Here is a 16,064-nt window from a genome sequence, read left to right on the forward strand (position 1 = left end):
ATCGCCCCTTCGCGCCGGGAGCAGGGCCAACGCCCATGGTCAGGCCATCCGCTGTGGTTTGCATCACATGCGCGCGGCTCAGTCCGTCACGCGCTCGATGTCCGCTCCCAGGCTGCGCAGGTTCTCCACGAAGTTCGGGTAACCGCGATCGATGTGGAAGACGTCCCACACCTCGGTCACCCCGTCCGCGCACAGCCCGGCCAGCACCAGGCCCACACCGGCGCGGATGTCCGTCGCCCACACCGGGGCGCTGGAGAGCCGCTCCAGCCCGCGCACGACCGCGTGGTGGCCGTCGGTGCGCCCGTCGGCCCCCATCCGCACCAGTTCCTCGATGAACCGGAACCGGGACTCGAACAGGTTCTCGGTGATCATCGAGGTGCCGTCGGCCACCGCGGACAGCGCCAGCGCCATCGGCTGCAGGTCCGTCGGGAAACCCGGGTAGGGCAGCGTGACGAAGTCCACCGCGTGCGGCCGACCCCGCATCACCACCCGGAAGCTCTCCTCCTCGGTGGTCACCTCGGCACCAGCGCTGCGCAGCTTCTCCAGCACCAGGTTGACGTGCCGCGGGTCGACCCCGCGCACCGTGATGTCACCGCGAGTGGCCGCAGCGGCGAAAGCCCAGGTCGCGCCCACGATCCGGTCGCCGATCACGCGGTGCTCGACCGCCTTGAGCGAGGACACCCCGTGCACGGTCAGCGTGGAGGTGCCAGCACCCTCGATCTTGGCGCCCATCTGCTGGAGCATCACGCACAGGTCGACGATCTCGGGCTCGCGCGCCGCGTTGTCGATCACCGTGGTGCCCTCGGCCAGCACCGCGGCCATCAGGATGTTCTCGGTCGCCCCCACGCTCGGGAAGTCCAGCCAGATCTGGGCGCCGCGCAGGTTCTCCGCCTCCGCCACCACCGCGCCGTGCTCGATGTGGCTGGTCGCGCCGAGCTGCCGCAACCCGTTCTGGTGCATGTCCAGCGGCCGGGACCCGATCGCGTCCCCACCGGGCAGCGTCACGACCGCCCGACGGCAGCGGGCCACCAGCGGCCCCAGCACGCACACCGAGGCGCGCAGCTTGCCCATCGACGGCGACACCGCCTCGTGGCTGATCTCCGCGGGGGTCGTGATGCGCACCGTGCCGCCGTCGATCGACACGTCGCACCCGAGGCTGCGCAGCACGTCGGCCATCAGCGGAACGTCGAGGATCTCCGGGCAGTTGACGATCGTCGTCGTGCCCTCCGCCAACAGCGCGGCCGCCATCAGCTTCAGCACGCTGTTCTTCGCCCCGACCACGTCGACCTCGCCGACGAGACGCGCTCCGCCGTGTACCCGGAAGTGCTCACTCACGAGCATCGAGGTTACGGCCCTCCCACCACCGCCATCGGAGCGGGTGCACAGCTGCGAGCAAGGGAACCTTCCTGTCATCCGGCCGCGAGCAAGGGAACCTTCCTGTCACCTCCGCCTAGGCTGTCGACATGGCTGTCCACCTCACGAAGATCTACACGCGGGCCGGTGACGCGGGCACGACCCGGCTGTCGGACAACTCCAAGGTGCACAAGACCGATCCGCGCCTGGTCGCCTACGCCGACGTGGACGAGACCAACTCGGTCCTCGGCGTGGCGCTGGCCACCGCGCAGCTCGGCGAGGACGTCGTCGCGGTACTGCGAGCGGTGCAGAACGACCTGTTCGACGTGGGTGCCGACCTGTCCACCCCGATCGCGGAGAACCCGAAGTACCCGCCGCTGCGGATCACCCAGGACTACGTCGACCGGCTCGAGGGCTGGTGCGACGAGTTCAACGCGCGGCTGGGCAAGCTGGACTCGTTCATCCTCCCCGGCGGGACCCCCGGTGGCGCGCTGCTGCACCAGGCGCGGTGCGTGGCCCGCCGGGCGGAGCGGTCGGCGTGGGCGCTCCAAGAAGCCGACGGGGAGCGCACCTCGCCGCTGCCCGCGAAGTACCTGAACCGGCTGTCCGACCTGCTGTTCATCCTGGCGCGGGTGGCCAACCCGGACGGCGACGTGCTCTGGAAGCCCGGCGGCAACGCCTAGAGCACGCCGGGCCGGTCACGCCAGGGCCTTCTCGTACCAGTGCCGCGCGTACTCGTTGTCGTTGTAGGCCGGGATCTCCCGGTAACCGGCCGAGTCGTAGAGACCGCGCGCCTCCCGGAGCTCGGCTGCGGTGTCCAACCGGACCCGCTCGCAGCCGAGCCGCCGGGCCTGCTCTTCGAGCTCGCCGAGCAGCGCCCTCCCGGCACCCCGTCCCCGCAGCTCCGGGGCGATCCACATGCGCCGGATCTCCCCGATTCCGCCCGGCGCGGTGCGCAGCGCGCCGCAGCCGAGGACACGTCCGTCGACCCGCACCACCAGGAACACCCCGGCGGGCGGGACGAAGTCGCTCTTGGCTGGCGGAGCGGCGCGGGAGGTGTCGAACCCGCCCGGGAAGCGGCGGTCCAGCTCGGCGACGTACTCGCCGAGCGCCTCCTGCGCGTCCGGGCTGTCGACGGGTTCGGGTTCGATCGTGAAACTGGCCTGCTTGGTCACGCCCCCAGTCTTTCCCCGACAGCCCGTTCACATCCAGTTACCGATTCTTGGGGCGCGTAAAGTCAACCTTCATGCTCGACCCGACCCGGCTGCTCCTCCTGCTGGCACTGCGCGAACACGGCAGCGTCACCCGCGCCGCCGAACAGCTCGACCGAACCCCACCAGCGGTGTCCCAGCAGCTGCTCCGCCTGGAGGACGAGGTCGGCGCCCAACTCGTCGAACGGCTCCCCCACGGCGTCCGCCTGACCCCGCTGGGCACCCGCATGGCCGAACGCGCGGAACGCATCGCCGCAGCGCTGCAGGACGCCACCAGCGACGCCCAGCGCTTCCGCGACGAGCACCGCAACCGGCTCCGCCTCGGCGCCTTCCCCACCGCCGGGCTGGCCCTGCTGCCCGAAGCCCTGGCCGCGATGCGCCACCGCCACCCCGACGCCGAGCTGTCCGTCGTCGACCTCGGCCCGGTCGAGGGCATCGAGCGGGTCGCCGCGCAGCGCCTGGACCTCGCCCTCGTCGGCGAGTACCGCGAACCGATCGAAGCAGCGCCGGGCGTCCGCCTGGTGCACCTGCTGGACGACCCGATCCACGCCGTGCTGCCGGACGGCCACCCGCGCGCCTGGAACACCGCACCGCAGCTCGCCGACTTCCGCGACGACACCTGGGCCGGTGCCCCGACCGACCTCCCGAACCGCCAGCAGCTCGACGCCGCCGCCCGCGCCGAGGGCTTCACCCCGCGGGTGGCGTTCGAGTTCGAGTCCTACGCCGTCGCCGAAGCCGTGGTCTCCGCCGGGGTCGCCGTCGCGTTCATCCCCCGCCTGGCCATCACCGGCACCCCCGGCACCACCCACCAGCCGCTCGCGTCCGGGCTGCACCGGCGCATCCACGCGGCCGTGCCCACCAGCACCAGGCACGCGCCGCTGACCGAGGTGTTCCTCCAGCTGCTCCACAGCATCAGCCGCGACCTGAGCCGCTGATGCGAGCATGGGAACCTTCCTGTCACCCCGGGCGCGAAAAAGCGGGGCCCGGAACACCGGACCCCGCTGCACACGCTCTTCGATTCGCCCTCAGGACGCCCAGGGCACCGAACGCCCCGGCGGTGCCGACTCCAGCCAGGACAGGAACCCGGTCAGCGCATCGCGGCCCATCGCCAGCTCCAGGTCCGGGCCGGTCAGGTCCAGCACCGTCGAACCGGCGGGCATCGCGTACGCCTCGGCCGTCGTCGGCTCGCGACGCCGGGCGATCTCCACGTCCCGGCGGTTGATCACCCAGTTCGGCCCCGACCGCAGGCTCAGCACGCGGTACCAGGCGAACTCCTCACCCCGGTAGTGCGCCACCCCCAGGTGCCAGCCCCGGCCGCCGTCCTTGCTGGCGCGCAACGCCACGTCGATGCCCCCGACGCGCAGTTCCCGCAGCCGCCGCCAGGCCAGCGCCGCAACGAGCAGGGCTGCCACCAGCAGCAGCCCCAACGCCACCACGAACCACACGACCGGGGAACCCATGCGAGGCCCGGATCAGGCCGAGTGGCCGGCGGCTCGCAATCGGCTCAACGCCCGCGCTCGGGCCTGTTCGTCCTCGCTCTTGACCTCCGCCCGGGCCTGCTCCACGTCGATCTCGTGGGCCAGCTCCGCGGACTCGGCCAGCACGCTCACCCCGTCCGCGGTGACCGACAGGAACCCGCCGTGGACCGCAGCGGTCACGGTCTCCTTCTCGGTGGTGGTGATGCGCACCACGCCACCCTCGATCAGCTCACCGAGCAGCGGCTCGTGCCCCGGCAGGACGCCGATCTCTCCCTCGGTGGTCTGCGCGACCACGGCGGTCGCTTCCCCGGACCACAGGCGGCGCTCGACGGCGACCAGTTGGACGGACATGTTGGCCACGCGCGTCTCCTTTGTCGGGTGTGTGCCCGCAGTCTATCCGGTGCCACCAGGGCGATCGCGACTGGCCGGGCAGGGAGTGCCTTGCTGGCAAACGGGGCCGAGGCCGCCTCGGACCTCGACCCCGTCGCCGGTTCGTGCCGACCCCCAGCGGGGGTCGTCGCTCACTTCTCGGTGAGCTTCTTGTAAGCCGCCTCGAGGTCGTCCAGACCACCGATGGACAGGAACGCCTGCTCCGGGTAGTGGTCGAAGTCGCCCTTGCACAGCTTGTCGAACGCCTCGATGGTCTCCTTCAGCGGCACGAAGGAGCCCTCCTGGCCGGTGAACTGCTTGGCCACGAAGAAGTTCTGCGACAGGTAGCGCTCGATGCGACGCGCCCGCTGCACCGTCACCTTGTCCTCTTCGGACAGCTCGTCCATACCGAGGATGGCGATGATGTCCTGCAGCTCCTTGTACTTCTGCAGGATCCGCTTGACCTCCTGCGCCACCCGGTAGTGCTCGTCACCGACGATCGCCGGGTCGAGGATGGTGGAGGTGGAGGCCAGCGGGTCCACCGCCGGGTAGATGCCCTTCTGCGAGATCGCACGGGAGAGCTCCGTGGTCGCGTCCAGGTGGGCGAAGGTGGTCGCCGGGGCCGGGTCGGTGTAGTCGTCCGCCGGCACGTAGATCGCCTGCATCGAGGTGATCGAGCGACCCCGGGTGGAGGTGATGCGCTCCTGCAGCTCACCCATCTCGTCGGCCAGCGTCGGCTGGTAACCCACCGCGGACGGCATGCGGCCCAGCAGGGTCGACACCTCCTGGCCCGCCTGGGTGAACCGGAAGATGTTGTCGATGAACAGCAGCACGTCCTGGTTCTGCACGTCGCGGAAGTACTCCGCCATCGTCAGCGCGGACAGCGCCACCCGCATACGGGTGCCCGGCGGCTCGTCCATCTGACCGAACACCAGCGCGGTGTCCGCCAGCACGCCGGACTCGTCCATCTCGACCCAGAGGTCGTTGCCCTCACGGGTGCGCTCGCCGACACCGGCGAACACCGAGGTACCACCGAAGTTCTTGGCGACTCGGCGGATCATCTCCTGGATGAGCACCGTCTTGCCCACACCGGCGCCACCGAACAGACCGATCTTGCCACCCTGCACGTACGGGGTGAGCAGGTCGATCACCTTGATGCCGGTCTCCAGCATCTCGGTCTTGCCCTCGAGCTGGTCGAAGCTCGGCGCCTTGCGGTGGATCGACCACTTCTCGGCGTCGGCCGCGTAGCCCGGCTCGTCCAGGCAGTGGCCCAGCGCGTTGAACACGTGGCCCTTGACCACGTCACCGACCGGCACCGAGATGCCCGCGCCGGTGTCGGTCACGGTCACGCCGCGCACCAGGCCCTGGGTGGGCTGCATCGAGATCGTCCGCACGACGCTGTCACCCAGGTGCTGGGCGACCTCCAGCGTCAGGGTCTTGGCCATGCCCTCGGCGGTGATGTCCACCGTGAGGGCGTTGAGCAGGTCCGGCACCTGGTCGCGCGGGAACTCGACGTCCACGACCGGGCCGAGCACCCGGACGACGCGGCCGGTGCCAGTGCTGGTGGCAGTAGCAGCAGTCATGTCACTCACTTCCTGCGGACGAGAGCGCCTCGACACCGCCGACGATCTCGCTGATTTCCTGGGTGATCTGGGCCTGGCGGGCCTGGTTGGCCTCGCGGCTGAGGGTGCGGATCAACTCGTCCGCGTTGTCCGTCGCCGACTTCATCGCCGTGCGCCGGGCCGCGTGCTCCGCCGCCGCCGAGTCCAGCAGACCCGCGTACAACCGGGTCTTGATGTACTTCGGCAGGAGCGCCGCGAACAGCGTCTCGGCGTCCGGCTCGAACTCGTAAGCGGACTTGAGCGTCTTCTGCACCGGCTCGTCGGAGTACTCCACCTCGAGCGGAGCGACCCGTCGAACCGCCGGTCGCTGGGTGAGCATCGAGACGAACTCGGTGTGCACCAGGTGCAGCTCATCCACGCCCAGCTTACCGTCCGCACCACCGTCGTCGAGGTAGTCGTCAGCACCCGCCAGGAAGGCCTTGACCAGCGTTTCGCCGATCTCGGCCGCATCGGAGTACTCGGGGCGGTCGCTGAACCCGGTCCAGCTCGCCTCGATCTTGCGCTGCCGGAACCGGTAGTACGCCTCGCCCTTGCGGCCGACGACGTACAGCACCGGGTCCTTGCCCTGCTCGCGGAGCAGCGACTGCAGCTCCTCGGCCGCCTTGATCACGTTGGCGTTGTAGCCGCCGCAGAAACCCCGGTCGCTGGTCACGACCAGCACGCCGGCGCGCTTCGGGTTGGAGCGCTCGGTCAGCAGCGGGTGGTCCAACGTGCTCACGTCGGCCAGCGCGGACAGGACGTTGGTGATCTCCGTGGCGTAGGGCCGCGAAGCCTCCACCCTGGCCTGCGCCTTCATGATGCGCGAGGTAGCGATCAGCTCCTGCGCCTTGGTGATCTTCCGGGTCGACTTGATCGACCGGATCCGGTTCCGGAGTTCCCGAAGTTGAGCCATAACGTCACTTCTTCGGCGCGGGGCGGTTGACCTTCACGGTCTCCTGCCCCACCTCGTCGGCGGCCAGCGCCTCGGCGTCCGGCTCGCTCGGCACCACCGAGCCGCCGTCGGAGGCGGTGAACTGCTTCTTGAAGTCCTCCACCGCGTCCACGATGGCCTTCTCGCCGTCCTCGGACAGCTTGCCGGTCTCGACGATGTCCTTGAGCGTGGTCGCGTGGGTCCGGCGCATGTGCGCGAGGAACTCGGTCTCGAAGCGGCGCACGTCGGCGACCGGGACCGAGTCCAGGTGACCCTTGGTGGAGATGAACAGGGACACGACCTCTTCCTCCACCGGAAGCGGCTCGCCCTGACCCTGCTTGAGGATCTCCATCAGGCGGGCACCGCGGTCCAGCTGGGCCTTCGACGCGGCGTCCAGGTCGGAGGCGAAGGCCGAGAAGGCCTCCAGCTCGCGGTACTGGGCGAGGTCGAGGCGCAGCGAACCGGTGACGCCCTTCATCGCCTTGATCTGCGCGGAACCACCGACTCGGGACACCGAGATGCCGACGTCGATGGCCGGGCGCTGACCGGCGTTGAACAGGTCGGACTGCAGGAAGCACTGGCCGTCGGTGATCGAGATGACGTTGGTCGGGATGTAGGCCGACACGTCGTTGGCCTTGGTCTCGATGATCGGCAGACCGGTCATCGAGCCCTTGCCCATCTCGTCGGACAGCTTCGCGCAGCGCTCCAGCAGGCGGGAGTGCAGGTAGAAGACGTCACCCGGGTAGGCCTCGCGGCCCGGCGGACGACGCAGCAGCAGCGAGATCGCGCGGTACGCCTCGGCCTGCTTGGTCAGGTCGTCGAACACGATCAGGACGTGCTTGCCCTGGTACATCCAGTGCTGGCCGATGGCCGAGCCCGCGTAGGGGGCCAGCCACTTCAGACCCGGCGAGTCGGAGGCCGGCGCGGCGACGATGGTGGTGTACTCCATCGCCCCGGCGTCCTCCAGGGACCGCTTCACGCCGGCGATCGTGGAGCCCTTCTGGCCGATCGCGACGTAGATGCAGCGGACCTGCTTGTCCGGGTCGCCGCTGGCCCACGCCTGCTTCTGGTTGATGATCGTGTCGACCGCGACGGTGGTCTTGCCGGTCTTGCGGTCACCGATGATCAGCTGACGCTGACCGCGACCGATCGGGGTCATCGAGTCGATGGCCTTGATGCCGGTCTGCATCGGCTCGTGCACGCCCTTGCGCTGCACGACCGTGGCCGCCTGCAGCTCCAGCGGGCGCTGCTCCTCGGCCACGATCTCGCCGAGACCGTCGATCGGGTCGCCGAGCGGGTTGACGACGCGGCCCAGGAAGCCGTCGCCGACCGGGATCGAGAGGACCTTGCCGGTCCGCTTGACCTCCTGGCCCTCCTCGATCTTCTCGGACTCGCCCAGGATGACCGCACCGATCTCCTGAGCTTCCAGGTTCATCGCGACACCGTAGATGCCGCCGGGGAACTCCAGCAGTTCCTCGGTCATCACCGAAGGCAGGCCCTCGACATGGGCGATGCCGTCACCAGTATCGGTGACGACCCCGACCTCCTCGCGGCTGACCTCCGGGGAGTAGCTGGAGACGTACTTCTCGATCGCACTGCGGATCTCGTCCGACGAGATCGTCAGCTCCGCCATGTCTCGTTCCTGCCCTCGGTTCGTTCTTGGAAGGGAGTGGGTGTTCGACGCCTGGCCGCCACGCGCTCTCGGCTAGCTGGCGAGGTCGCGTCGCAGGGACTGCAGGCGTCCCGTGATGCTGCCGTCGATGACCTCGTCGCCGATCTGGATCAGCAGCCCGCCCACGACCTCGGGGTCGACCTCGAGGTGCAGGGCGATCGGGCGTGCGTAGATCCGCTGCAGGGTGCGCGCCAGCCGCTGCTGCTGCTCCTCGCTGAGCGGGAGCGCAGAGCGGACGTGGGCCACCGAGCGTTCGCGACGCTTCGCCGACAGCTCGGCCAGCTCTTCCAGACCCTCGCTGACCCGCCGACCGCCGGGCCGGGCCACCAGCTGGCGGACCAGGTTCAAGGTGACCGGCTCGACCTTGCCCGCGACGAGCTGGTCGATGACCGCGTCCTTGCCCGCCGGGTCCCCGGTCGGGGCCGACAGCAGCCGCTCCAGGTCGACCTGGGAGCCGATGATGCGGCCCAGCCGGAACAGCTCGTCCTCGACGGCGTCGAGTCGACCGGCGCGCTCGGCCTGCACCAGCAGCGCGGTGCGGGCCAGTCGCTCCAGGCCGGCGACCAGGTCGTTCGCCCCGGACCAGCGGGCCCGGACCGCTTCGACGACCACCGGCAGCGACCGCGCGCCGAGCTTGTCCGCCAGCAGCCCGCGGGCCAGGTCCTCCCTGGACCGCGGGTCGATGGAGGCGTCGGCGAGCGCCCGCCGCAGCGTGGACTCCCGGCCCAGCAGAGCGGCCACGCCGAACAGCTCGTCGGCGAGCCCGGTGATCTCCGCGGCCGAGGCCCCGTCGGTGGCCTGCAGCAGCTGCAGCTCGGTGGCTGCGAGTGCCTCGCGGCTCGCGGCGTTCACGAGGGTGCTCAACTCTCAGCGCCTTTCACTCGGTTAGGCCTTGGAAGATTCAGCCGGGGCCGAGGTGGCCTCCAGCTCATCCAGGAACCGGTCGACGGTGCCCCGCCGACGGGCCTCGTCCTCCAGGGACTCGCCGACGACCCGGCCGGCCAGCTCGACCGCCTGGCGGCCGAGGTCCGACCGCAGCTCGGCGACGATCTGCGCCCGCTGGTGCGCCAGCGCGGTCTGGCCCTGGTTGATGATCCGTTCGGACTCGGCCTGCGCCTGGGCACGCATCTCTTCCAGGATCTGCTGGCCTTCGGCACGGGCATCGTCGCGGATCCGAGCCGCTTCCGCGCGGGCCTCGGCCAGCTGCGCCTTGTACTGCTCCAGCGTCCGCTGGGCCTCGGCCTGCGCGGCCTCGGCCTTGGCGATACCGCCCTCGATCCGCTCGCTGCGCTCCGCGTAGACCTTCTCGAAGCGCGGGACCGCGAACTTCCAGAGCACGAACAGCAGCAGCAAGAACGCGATCAGACCGACCACGATCTCCGCCGGCTCGGGGATGATCGGGTTGTGCTCGCCTTCCGCGGCCAGCAGCATCTGCGTCTTCACCACAACGTCTCCCAACGCGTCGAGCCTCGACTCAGGCAGCGGAAGCGATGAAGTAGACGACCAGACCGATCAGCGCCAGCACCTCGACCAGAACGAAGGAGATCCAGGCGATGCCCTGCAGCTGGCCCTGGGCCTCCGGCTGACGCGCGGTGCCGTTGATGACCGCCGCCCAGATCAGACCGACGCCGACACCCGGGCCGATGGCGCCCAGGCCGTAGCCGATCGCGGCCAGACCGGGGTTGATGGAGCCCGCGGCCTCAGCTGCCTGCGCGAGAACGATGTTGCTCACTGTCACTACCTTTCACTCGGTCCGCTTCTCGGCGCGGATCGACAGGTCCTTTTCGGGGAACGAAGTCTTTTCTCAGTGGCCTTCGGACAGCGCCGCGCCGATGAAGCTCGCGGTCAGCAGCGCGAAGATGTACGCCTGCAGCACCTGGATCAGGGCTTCGACGAAGGTCAGCGCGATCGCGAAGGCGAACCCGACGACGGAGACCGGCTTGAGCAGGCCGCTGGCCTCCAGCAGCAGGAACTCACCACCGAGGGTGAACACCAGCAGGATCAGGTGACCGGCGAACATCGCGGCGAACACTCGGATCGCGAGTGCGGCCGGCTGCGCGATGAACTTCTGGAAGAGCTCGATCGGCGAGAGCAGCACGTAGATCGGCTTCGGCACGCCGGGCGGGAACATGATGTGCTTGAAGTAGCCCAGGAATCCGTGCCGGGCGAACCCGACCCCGTGCATCACCAGGTACACCATGAGGGCCAGCGCGATCGGGAAGCCGATGCGCGACATCGTCGGGAACTGGATGATCGGGATGATGCCGAAGATGTTGTTCACCAGGATGAAGGTGAACAGGGTGAAGATCAACGGCACGAACGGACGGAAGTCCTTGGCCCCGATGTGTTCCCGCGCGATCTTGTTGCGGCTGAACTCGTAGACGAACTCCGCGACGAACTGCCCCTTGCCCGGGACGAGCTTCATGTTCCGGGTGGCGATCACGAAGTAGGCGCCCACGATGATCGCCGAGAGCACGACGAGGAGCATCGGCTTGGTGACTCCGCCGAAGATCGGCGGAAGGACAAAGCTATCGGCACCCGGCGGCTGGAATGTTCCGCCCTCGGCCAGCATCAGCGCGCCCAACTGGGCTCCTTCCGGTTCTCCCGGTGAACTTCACTCTGCCGGGGGAATCGTCACGTTTTGCACTTAACGTACCTGATACGCGATCGGGCACGCGGAGGGGCCCTCCCCACCGCGTGTGACCTCGGGGCATCCGGGAATCCCGGCCCAGCGCTGCGCGGGGAAGGAGTCTGCCCGGCAGACGATACCAGCGGGTAGGTAGGCACCCGACATGTGGTCTTGAATACGCCATCCCCCGCGCCTGCGGACGATCAGCGCAAACCCCGCGGAGCCGTCAGCTCCCCGGGACGATGGTGGGAATCTTGGTGCGCTTGAAGGCCACCACCTCGGCGCCCGCCCACACCATCACGGTGGCCAGCATGGTGAACGCCAGCGATTCCCGGTGGAGCGCCTCGACACCACCCAGCAACGTCATCACCACCAGCAGCACCAGCATCTTCCCGACGTAGCCGCCGAGCGCGGCGACCATCACGAAGTGCGGGCTCATGCCGCCGGTGAACCGCATCAGCCAGATCGTCAGCAGCGACGAGCCGAACGCCACGGCGCCACCGACCAGCGCGCCCAGCAGTCCGGTCGTGCCGACCAGGGCGGTCGCCACGACCGCCGCGATCGCCACCGTCGCGAGCCCCGGCCACACCGCGGTCCGCAGCATCGCCGACGCGAGCCTGCGCACCGTCTCGGCGTGCGGGTTCACGGTCGGCTCATCGCTGGCTGCGCTCATCAGGACTCTCGTTCAGCTCGGGCTCTTATACGCGGAATCACCGAAATGATAGCCGCCAGCAGCACCCCCAGGCCTACGACCCACGCCACAACCACGACGTTGAACAGCGTCAACGACACTGCTCCGAACGCGATGACCGCCGCCCACAGGTAGATCAGCAGCACCGCGCGGCGCTGCGAGTGCCCGATCTCGAGCAACCGGTGGTGCAGGTGCATCTTGTCGGCGTGGAACGGGCTCTTGCCCGCCTTGGTGCGCCGCACCACCGCCATGATCAGGTCCAGCAGCGGCACGAACAGCACCGCCGCGACCACCAGCAGCGGCGACAGCAGCGCGATGGTGTCGGCCGGGTCCGCGTCGGGGTTGAACATCCGGCCGGACGCCGAGGTGCTGGCGGTGGCCAGCATCAACCCGATCAGCATCGACCCGGAGTCGCCCATGAACAGCCGGGCGGGCTGGAAGTTGAACGGCAGGAAGCCCAGGCAGGCCCCGGCGATCGCGGCCGCGATCAGCGCCGGCGGGTAGGCGGTGACGTCGCCGTTCTGCCGGTCCAACACGCCCAGGCAGAACACGAACGTCGCGGTCGCCGAGATCAGCCCGATCCCGGCGGCCAACCCGTCGAGCCCGTCGACGAAGTTCATCGCGTTGATCATCGCGACGGTGAGCAGCAAGGTCAGCAGCTGCCCCTGGTTGCTGCTGAAGATCAGCACCTGGCCCACCGAGTCCTCGGTACCGCCCCAGGGCACCCACAGCACGAACCACTGCACCCCGGCGATCACCAGGATCCCGGCCGCGGTGACCTGCCCGGCCAGCTTCGTCAGCGAATCCAGCTCGAAGCGGTCGTCCAGCGCGCCGACCAGCACGATCAGCCCGCCCGCGGCGACCGCCGCCCAGGCGTCGTAGGAGTAGGCGAAGCCGCGGGAGAGCACGGGCAGGTTCGAGGCGAGGAAGATCGCGGCCAGCACCCCGCCGTACATCGCCACGCCGCCCATCCGCGGCATCGGCTGGACGTGCACGTCGCGCTGCCGCGGGTAGGCCACCGCGCCGACCCGGAGCGCCAGCAGGCGCACCAGCCCGGTCAGCAGGAACGTGGTCGCCGCCGCGGTGAGCAGGACGAGCAGGTACTCACGGGCGGGAACCCCGGCTGGAGCCCAAAATTCGCTGTCCATACCGGCGGCTCACGCACCCGATCGCGGGTCGTCGACGTCCAGCCCCCAGAACGGAGTTTCCAAGCCCGGCGCTCCTCATCGCTCTTCCACGTGGCGGATCGGGGTCTAACGCTATCGGCCACCGCCGCGCCGCCGACCACCGGTCCTGCCGGGCGTCAGCGCCCGGACTCCAGGTCCACCCCGAGCACCTCGGACAGCTCCGCCAGGGACACCGCGCCCTCCCGCAGCACCCGCGGGGCGCCCTGGGTGAGATCGACGATGGTGGAGGCCACCGGCTCCCCCGACGGCCCGCCGTCCAGGTACACCTGCACGGAGTCGCCGAGCTGGTCGCGCGCCTCGGTGACGTTGGACGCCGGCGGCTGGCCGGTGCGGTTCGCGCTGGACACCGCCATCGGGCCGACCTCGCGCAGCAGGTCCAGGGCCACCGGGTGCAGCGGCATCCGCAGGTTCACCGTGCCGCGCGTGTTCCCCAGGTCCCAGTTCAGCGACGGCGCCTGCGGCAGCACCAGCGACAGCCCGCCCGGCCAGAACGCCTCGATCAGCGCCCGCGCCTGCTGCGGGACCGACATCACCAGCCCATCCACAGTGGACCACGAGCCGACCAGCACCGGGACCGGCATGTCCGGGCCGCGGCCCTTGGCGGCCAGCAGCGCGCGGACCGCGTTGGCGTCGAACGCGTCCGCGCCGATGCCGTAAACCGTGTCGGTGGGCAGCACGCAGAGCCCACCGGCGCGAACGATGTTGGCCGCGGCGGCCAGGCCCTGCTCGCGGCTCTCCGGAGTGGTGCAGTCATAGACGGTGCTCACACCCCGATCCTGGCACGCCCGGATTCGCCCCTCGCAAGCGCAGCCCGTTCGAGTGGTGCACGAGATCACCGTCCGGGACGATGCGCAGCGAGTAACGCAGCGGTGCCGGAGCGAGATCCGTCCAGTGTGCTCGCGAACACGGCAACGTCGGGCGGCACCCGCACGTCTGCCGAAGCGGGCAGCACGCAGATCGAGCGCGAGGAGAGCAGAAGATGACCGCCCCACCCCAGGGTGTCGAGGTCGACCACATCGAGTTCCCGGCGGGCCGGATCCGGTTCTACCGGGCCGGCAGCAGCGGTCCGGCGATCGTCCTGCTGCACGGCGGCGGACCGGACAACGCGATGATCAGCTGGCGACACGCGATCGGGGTGCTGGCGGCCGACCACCGGGTCTTCGTGCCCGACCTGCCCGGGCAGGGCGGCAGCATGCCGTGGCGCGGCAGCGCCAACCAGCGCACCTTCGAGGAGGTCCTGCGCTGGCTCCTGGACGCCTGGCAGGTGCCGCAGGCGGTGCTGGTCGGCCTGTCGATGGGCGGCAGCATCGCGGCCGGGTTCGCGCTGCGCAACCCGCAGCGGGTGCGCGGACTGGTGCTCGTGGACAGCACCGGCATGCAGCACAAGCTGCACCGGCACCTGCTCGCCTACCTGGCGCTGCGCTCCCGGTTCGCGGGACCGCTGGCGGCGAAGCTGTTGCGGCTCAACCGCTCCCTGGTGCGCCGCGCGCTGACCAAGCTGTTCTTCACCGGCGGGCAACCGGTGTCCGACCTGGAGTCCATTGTCGACGAGGTGAGCGCCGAGGCCGGTGCCCGCGGCTCGGTCTTCGCCGACTGGCACGCCGACGCGGTCGGCCGCAAGGCGATGCGCATCAACCACCTGCCCAACCTCACCCAGCTGCAGTGCCCGGTGATGGTGATCCACGGCGAGCGCGACGCCATCGTGCCGGTCCAGGCGGCCCGCGACGCGGCGGGCGCGATCCCCGGCTCGATGCTGCGGGTGCTCCCCGACGCGGGCCACTGGCCCAACCGCGAGCGCCCGACGGAGTTCAACGCCCTGCTCCGCGAGTTCGTCAACACCCACCGCTGAGGTGAGCATGGGAACCTTCCTGTCACCGGGCGCCGCGTCGACCTGAGGAGGGGTACCTTCCTGTCACTCCGGGCGGGTGCGGCGCGCGGTGGCGAAGCGCGGGCGACCGGCCAGGTCGGCGTGGTCCTGGACGTCGGTGAGGACGCGGCGGGCGCGCAGCAGGGCGGGCACCGAGCCGCCGTGGGTGTCGTCGTGCTCGATCGCCACCCCGCCGCCCGGCCGGAGCAGGCGGGCCGCGCAGCTGACCACGTGGCGCACCACGTCCAGCCCGTCGCGGCCGCCGAACACCGCGTCGTGCGGGTCGTGGTCGCGGACCTCCGGCGGCACCGGGGTGCCCTCCGGGACGTACGGCGGGTTGCACAGGACCAGGTCGACCAGGCCCTCCAGCTCCATGAACAGCATCGGGTCGGTGACGTCCCCGGCGTACAGCCGGATCGGGGTGTCACCGGCCTGAGCCCGCTGGTCGGCGTTGCGGCGGGCCCAGGACAGCGCGGCCGGATCCTTCTCCACCGCGTGCACCGCGGCGTCCGGGCGCACGTGCGCCATCGCCAGCGCCAGCGCTCCGGAGCCGGTGCACAGGTCCACCACGACCGGCTGCTCGACCCCGTCGAGGATGCTCTCGCCCCAGGCCAGCAGCAGCTCGGTCTCCGGGCGCGGCACGAACACGCCGGGCCCGACGGCCAGCGTCACAGCGCCGAGCGAGGCGCTGCCGGTGAGGTGCTGCAGCGGAACGCGCGCCGCCCGACGGCGCACCAGGTCGTGCAACGCCTGGACCACCGGGGGATCCACCAGCGGCACCATCATCAGCTTGGTCCGCTCGACCCCGAGCAGGTGCGCGGCCAGCAGCTCGGCATCGGTGCGCGGGCTCGCCACACCCGCTGCGGCGAGCATGCGCTCCGCTTCGAGGATGGCCAGGCGCAGGGGCTGTCGGGTCACGTCGTCAGCTTAAAGGCTGCCTTTGGTCCTTATTCCTGGTCTTTGTCCTTGAAACGGCGCAGCCGCTCAGCCCACCCCGCAACCGGCACCGCCGCGGGTTCTCAGCGTTCGCCTGGCGAGGACGGCCCAGCCGCCGTGGATTGGCCATACATCAGGC

At 70.1% G+C, this 16,064-nt stretch carries 18 protein-coding genes; 3 read left to right on the forward strand and 15 right to left on the reverse strand.

The window, feature by feature from the left end; all coding sequences use genetic code 11:
- Positions 1-78: 78 nt before the first annotated feature.
- A complete protein-coding gene (gene murA / locus F1721_RS17360; protein ID WP_150067728.1) occupies positions 79-1,335 on the reverse strand; it encodes a UDP-N-acetylglucosamine 1-carboxyvinyltransferase in 1,257 nt (418 codons plus the stop codon).
- 128 nt (positions 1,336-1,463) lie between these two features.
- On the opposite strand from murA, the gene F1721_RS17365 reads away from it, so the two are divergent.
- Complete coding sequence (locus F1721_RS17365; RefSeq protein ID WP_150067729.1) at positions 1,464-2,036, forward strand: cob(I)yrinic acid a,c-diamide adenosyltransferase; 573 nt, start codon at positions 1,464-1,466, stop codon at positions 2,034-2,036.
- 15 nt (positions 2,037-2,051) lie between these two features.
- On the opposite strand, the gene F1721_RS17370 is transcribed toward F1721_RS17365, so the two are convergent.
- Positions 2,052-2,528, reverse strand: a complete 477-nt coding sequence (locus tag F1721_RS17370; protein WP_150067730.1) for a GNAT family N-acetyltransferase — start codon at positions 2,526-2,528, stop codon at positions 2,052-2,054.
- 71 nt (positions 2,529-2,599) lie between these two features.
- On the opposite strand from F1721_RS17370, the gene F1721_RS17375 reads away from it, so the two are divergent.
- On the forward strand, positions 2,600-3,499 hold the full coding sequence (locus F1721_RS17375; protein ID WP_150067731.1) for a LysR family transcriptional regulator: 900 nt from the start codon (positions 2,600-2,602) through the stop codon (positions 3,497-3,499).
- 90 nt (positions 3,500-3,589) lie between these two features.
- Here the strand turns inward: F1721_RS17375 and F1721_RS17380 are convergent, their stop codons facing one another.
- The 12 genes from F1721_RS17380 to F1721_RS17435 all read right to left on the reverse strand — a co-directional run bounded on the left by F1721_RS17380 (position 3,590) and on the right by F1721_RS17435 (position 13,889).
- Positions 3,590-4,024, reverse strand: coding sequence for a DUF2550 domain-containing protein (locus tag F1721_RS17380; RefSeq protein ID WP_150067732.1), 435 nt, complete (start codon positions 4,022-4,024; stop codon positions 3,590-3,592).
- Positions 4,025-4,036: 12 nt separating this feature from the next.
- Positions 4,037-4,402: a F0F1 ATP synthase subunit epsilon gene (locus F1721_RS17385; RefSeq protein ID WP_150067733.1), complete on the reverse strand. Its 366-nt coding sequence runs from the start codon at positions 4,400-4,402 to the stop codon at positions 4,037-4,039.
- A 161-nt stretch (positions 4,403-4,563) separates the two neighbouring features.
- Positions 4,564-5,994, reverse strand: a complete 1,431-nt coding sequence (gene atpD / locus F1721_RS17390) for a F0F1 ATP synthase subunit beta (protein ID WP_150067734.1) — start codon at positions 5,992-5,994, stop codon at positions 4,564-4,566.
- A gap of 1 nt (position 5,995) precedes the next feature.
- A complete protein-coding gene (locus F1721_RS17395; RefSeq protein ID WP_150067735.1) occupies positions 5,996-6,925 on the reverse strand; it encodes a F0F1 ATP synthase subunit gamma in 930 nt (309 codons plus the stop codon).
- Between the two features lie 4 nt (positions 6,926-6,929).
- Positions 6,930-8,576, reverse strand: a complete 1,647-nt coding sequence (gene atpA, locus F1721_RS17400; protein ID WP_150067736.1) for a F0F1 ATP synthase subunit alpha — start codon at positions 8,574-8,576, stop codon at positions 6,930-6,932.
- A gap of 72 nt (positions 8,577-8,648) precedes the next feature.
- A complete protein-coding gene (locus tag F1721_RS17405; protein WP_150067737.1) occupies positions 8,649-9,479 on the reverse strand; it encodes a F0F1 ATP synthase subunit delta in 831 nt (276 codons plus the stop codon).
- Between the two features lie 21 nt (positions 9,480-9,500).
- Positions 9,501-10,058 (reverse strand): F0F1 ATP synthase subunit B, encoded by a 558-nt coding sequence (locus F1721_RS17410; RefSeq protein WP_150067738.1) that lies wholly within the window; start codon positions 10,056-10,058, stop codon positions 9,501-9,503.
- A 31-nt stretch (positions 10,059-10,089) separates the two neighbouring features.
- On the reverse strand, positions 10,090-10,347 hold the full coding sequence (locus tag F1721_RS17415; RefSeq protein WP_150067739.1) for an ATP synthase subunit c family protein: 258 nt from the start codon (positions 10,345-10,347) through the stop codon (positions 10,090-10,092).
- Positions 10,348-10,419: 72 nt separating this feature from the next.
- Positions 10,420-11,199 (reverse strand): F0F1 ATP synthase subunit A, encoded by a 780-nt coding sequence (gene atpB, locus F1721_RS17420; protein WP_150067740.1) that lies wholly within the window; start codon positions 11,197-11,199, stop codon positions 10,420-10,422.
- Positions 11,200-11,470: 271 nt separating this feature from the next.
- Positions 11,471-11,917 (reverse strand): Cg1360 family ATP-synthase-associated protein, encoded by a 447-nt coding sequence (locus F1721_RS17425; protein WP_150067741.1) that lies wholly within the window; start codon positions 11,915-11,917, stop codon positions 11,471-11,473.
- The gene (locus tag F1721_RS17430) at positions 11,917-13,083 is read right to left on the reverse strand and encodes a glycosyltransferase family 4 protein (RefSeq protein ID WP_150067742.1); all 1,167 of its coding nucleotides are present in this window, start codon (positions 13,081-13,083) and stop codon (positions 11,917-11,919) included. Before F1721_RS17430 ends, F1721_RS17425 begins: the two co-directional genes overlap by 1 nt.
- A 155-nt stretch (positions 13,084-13,238) precedes the next feature.
- Positions 13,239-13,889, reverse strand: a complete 651-nt coding sequence (locus F1721_RS17435) for an L-threonylcarbamoyladenylate synthase (protein ID WP_150067743.1) — start codon at positions 13,887-13,889, stop codon at positions 13,239-13,241.
- Between the two features lie 212 nt (positions 13,890-14,101).
- Between F1721_RS17435 and F1721_RS17440 the strand changes: the two genes are divergently transcribed.
- On the forward strand, positions 14,102-14,971 hold the full coding sequence (locus F1721_RS17440; RefSeq protein ID WP_150067744.1) for an alpha/beta fold hydrolase: 870 nt from the start codon (positions 14,102-14,104) through the stop codon (positions 14,969-14,971).
- A gap of 63 nt (positions 14,972-15,034) precedes the next feature.
- Here the strand turns inward: F1721_RS17440 and prmC are convergent, their stop codons facing one another.
- Positions 15,035-15,907 (reverse strand): peptide chain release factor N(5)-glutamine methyltransferase, encoded by an 873-nt coding sequence (gene prmC, locus F1721_RS17445; RefSeq protein ID WP_150067745.1) that lies wholly within the window; start codon positions 15,905-15,907, stop codon positions 15,035-15,037.
- Between the last annotated feature and the right edge of the window lie 157 nt (positions 15,908-16,064).

Origin of the sequence: Saccharopolyspora hirsuta (assembly GCF_008630535.1) — a bacterium.
GTDB classification, from domain to species: domain Bacteria; phylum Actinomycetota; class Actinomycetes; order Mycobacteriales; family Pseudonocardiaceae; genus Saccharopolyspora; species Saccharopolyspora hirsuta.

Coding starts and splice junctions, on each gene's coding strand:
- F1721_RS17440 (WP_150067744.1), top strand. CDS start 14,102: ATGACCGCCCCACCCCAGGGTGTCGAGGTCGACCACATCGAGTTCCCG.
- atpD (WP_150067734.1), bottom strand. CDS start 5,994: ATGACTGCTGCTACTGCCACCAGCACTGGCACCGGCCGCGTCGTCCGG.
- F1721_RS17425 (WP_150067741.1), bottom strand. CDS start 11,917: ATGAGCGCAGCCAGCGATGAGCCGACCGTGAACCCGCACGCCGAGACG.
- F1721_RS17365 (WP_150067729.1), top strand. CDS start 1,464: ATGGCTGTCCACCTCACGAAGATCTACACGCGGGCCGGTGACGCGGGC.
- atpA (WP_150067736.1), bottom strand. CDS start 8,576: ATGGCGGAGCTGACGATCTCGTCGGACGAGATCCGCAGTGCGATCGAG.
- F1721_RS17395 (WP_150067735.1), bottom strand. CDS start 6,925: ATGGCTCAACTTCGGGAACTCCGGAACCGGATCCGGTCGATCAAGTCG.
- F1721_RS17375 (WP_150067731.1), top strand. CDS start 2,600: ATGCTCGACCCGACCCGGCTGCTCCTCCTGCTGGCACTGCGCGAACAC.
- F1721_RS17430 (WP_150067742.1), bottom strand. CDS start 13,083: ATGGACAGCGAATTTTGGGCTCCAGCCGGGGTTCCCGCCCGTGAGTAC.
- F1721_RS17380 (WP_150067732.1), bottom strand. CDS start 4,024: ATGGGTTCCCCGGTCGTGTGGTTCGTGGTGGCGTTGGGGCTGCTGCTG.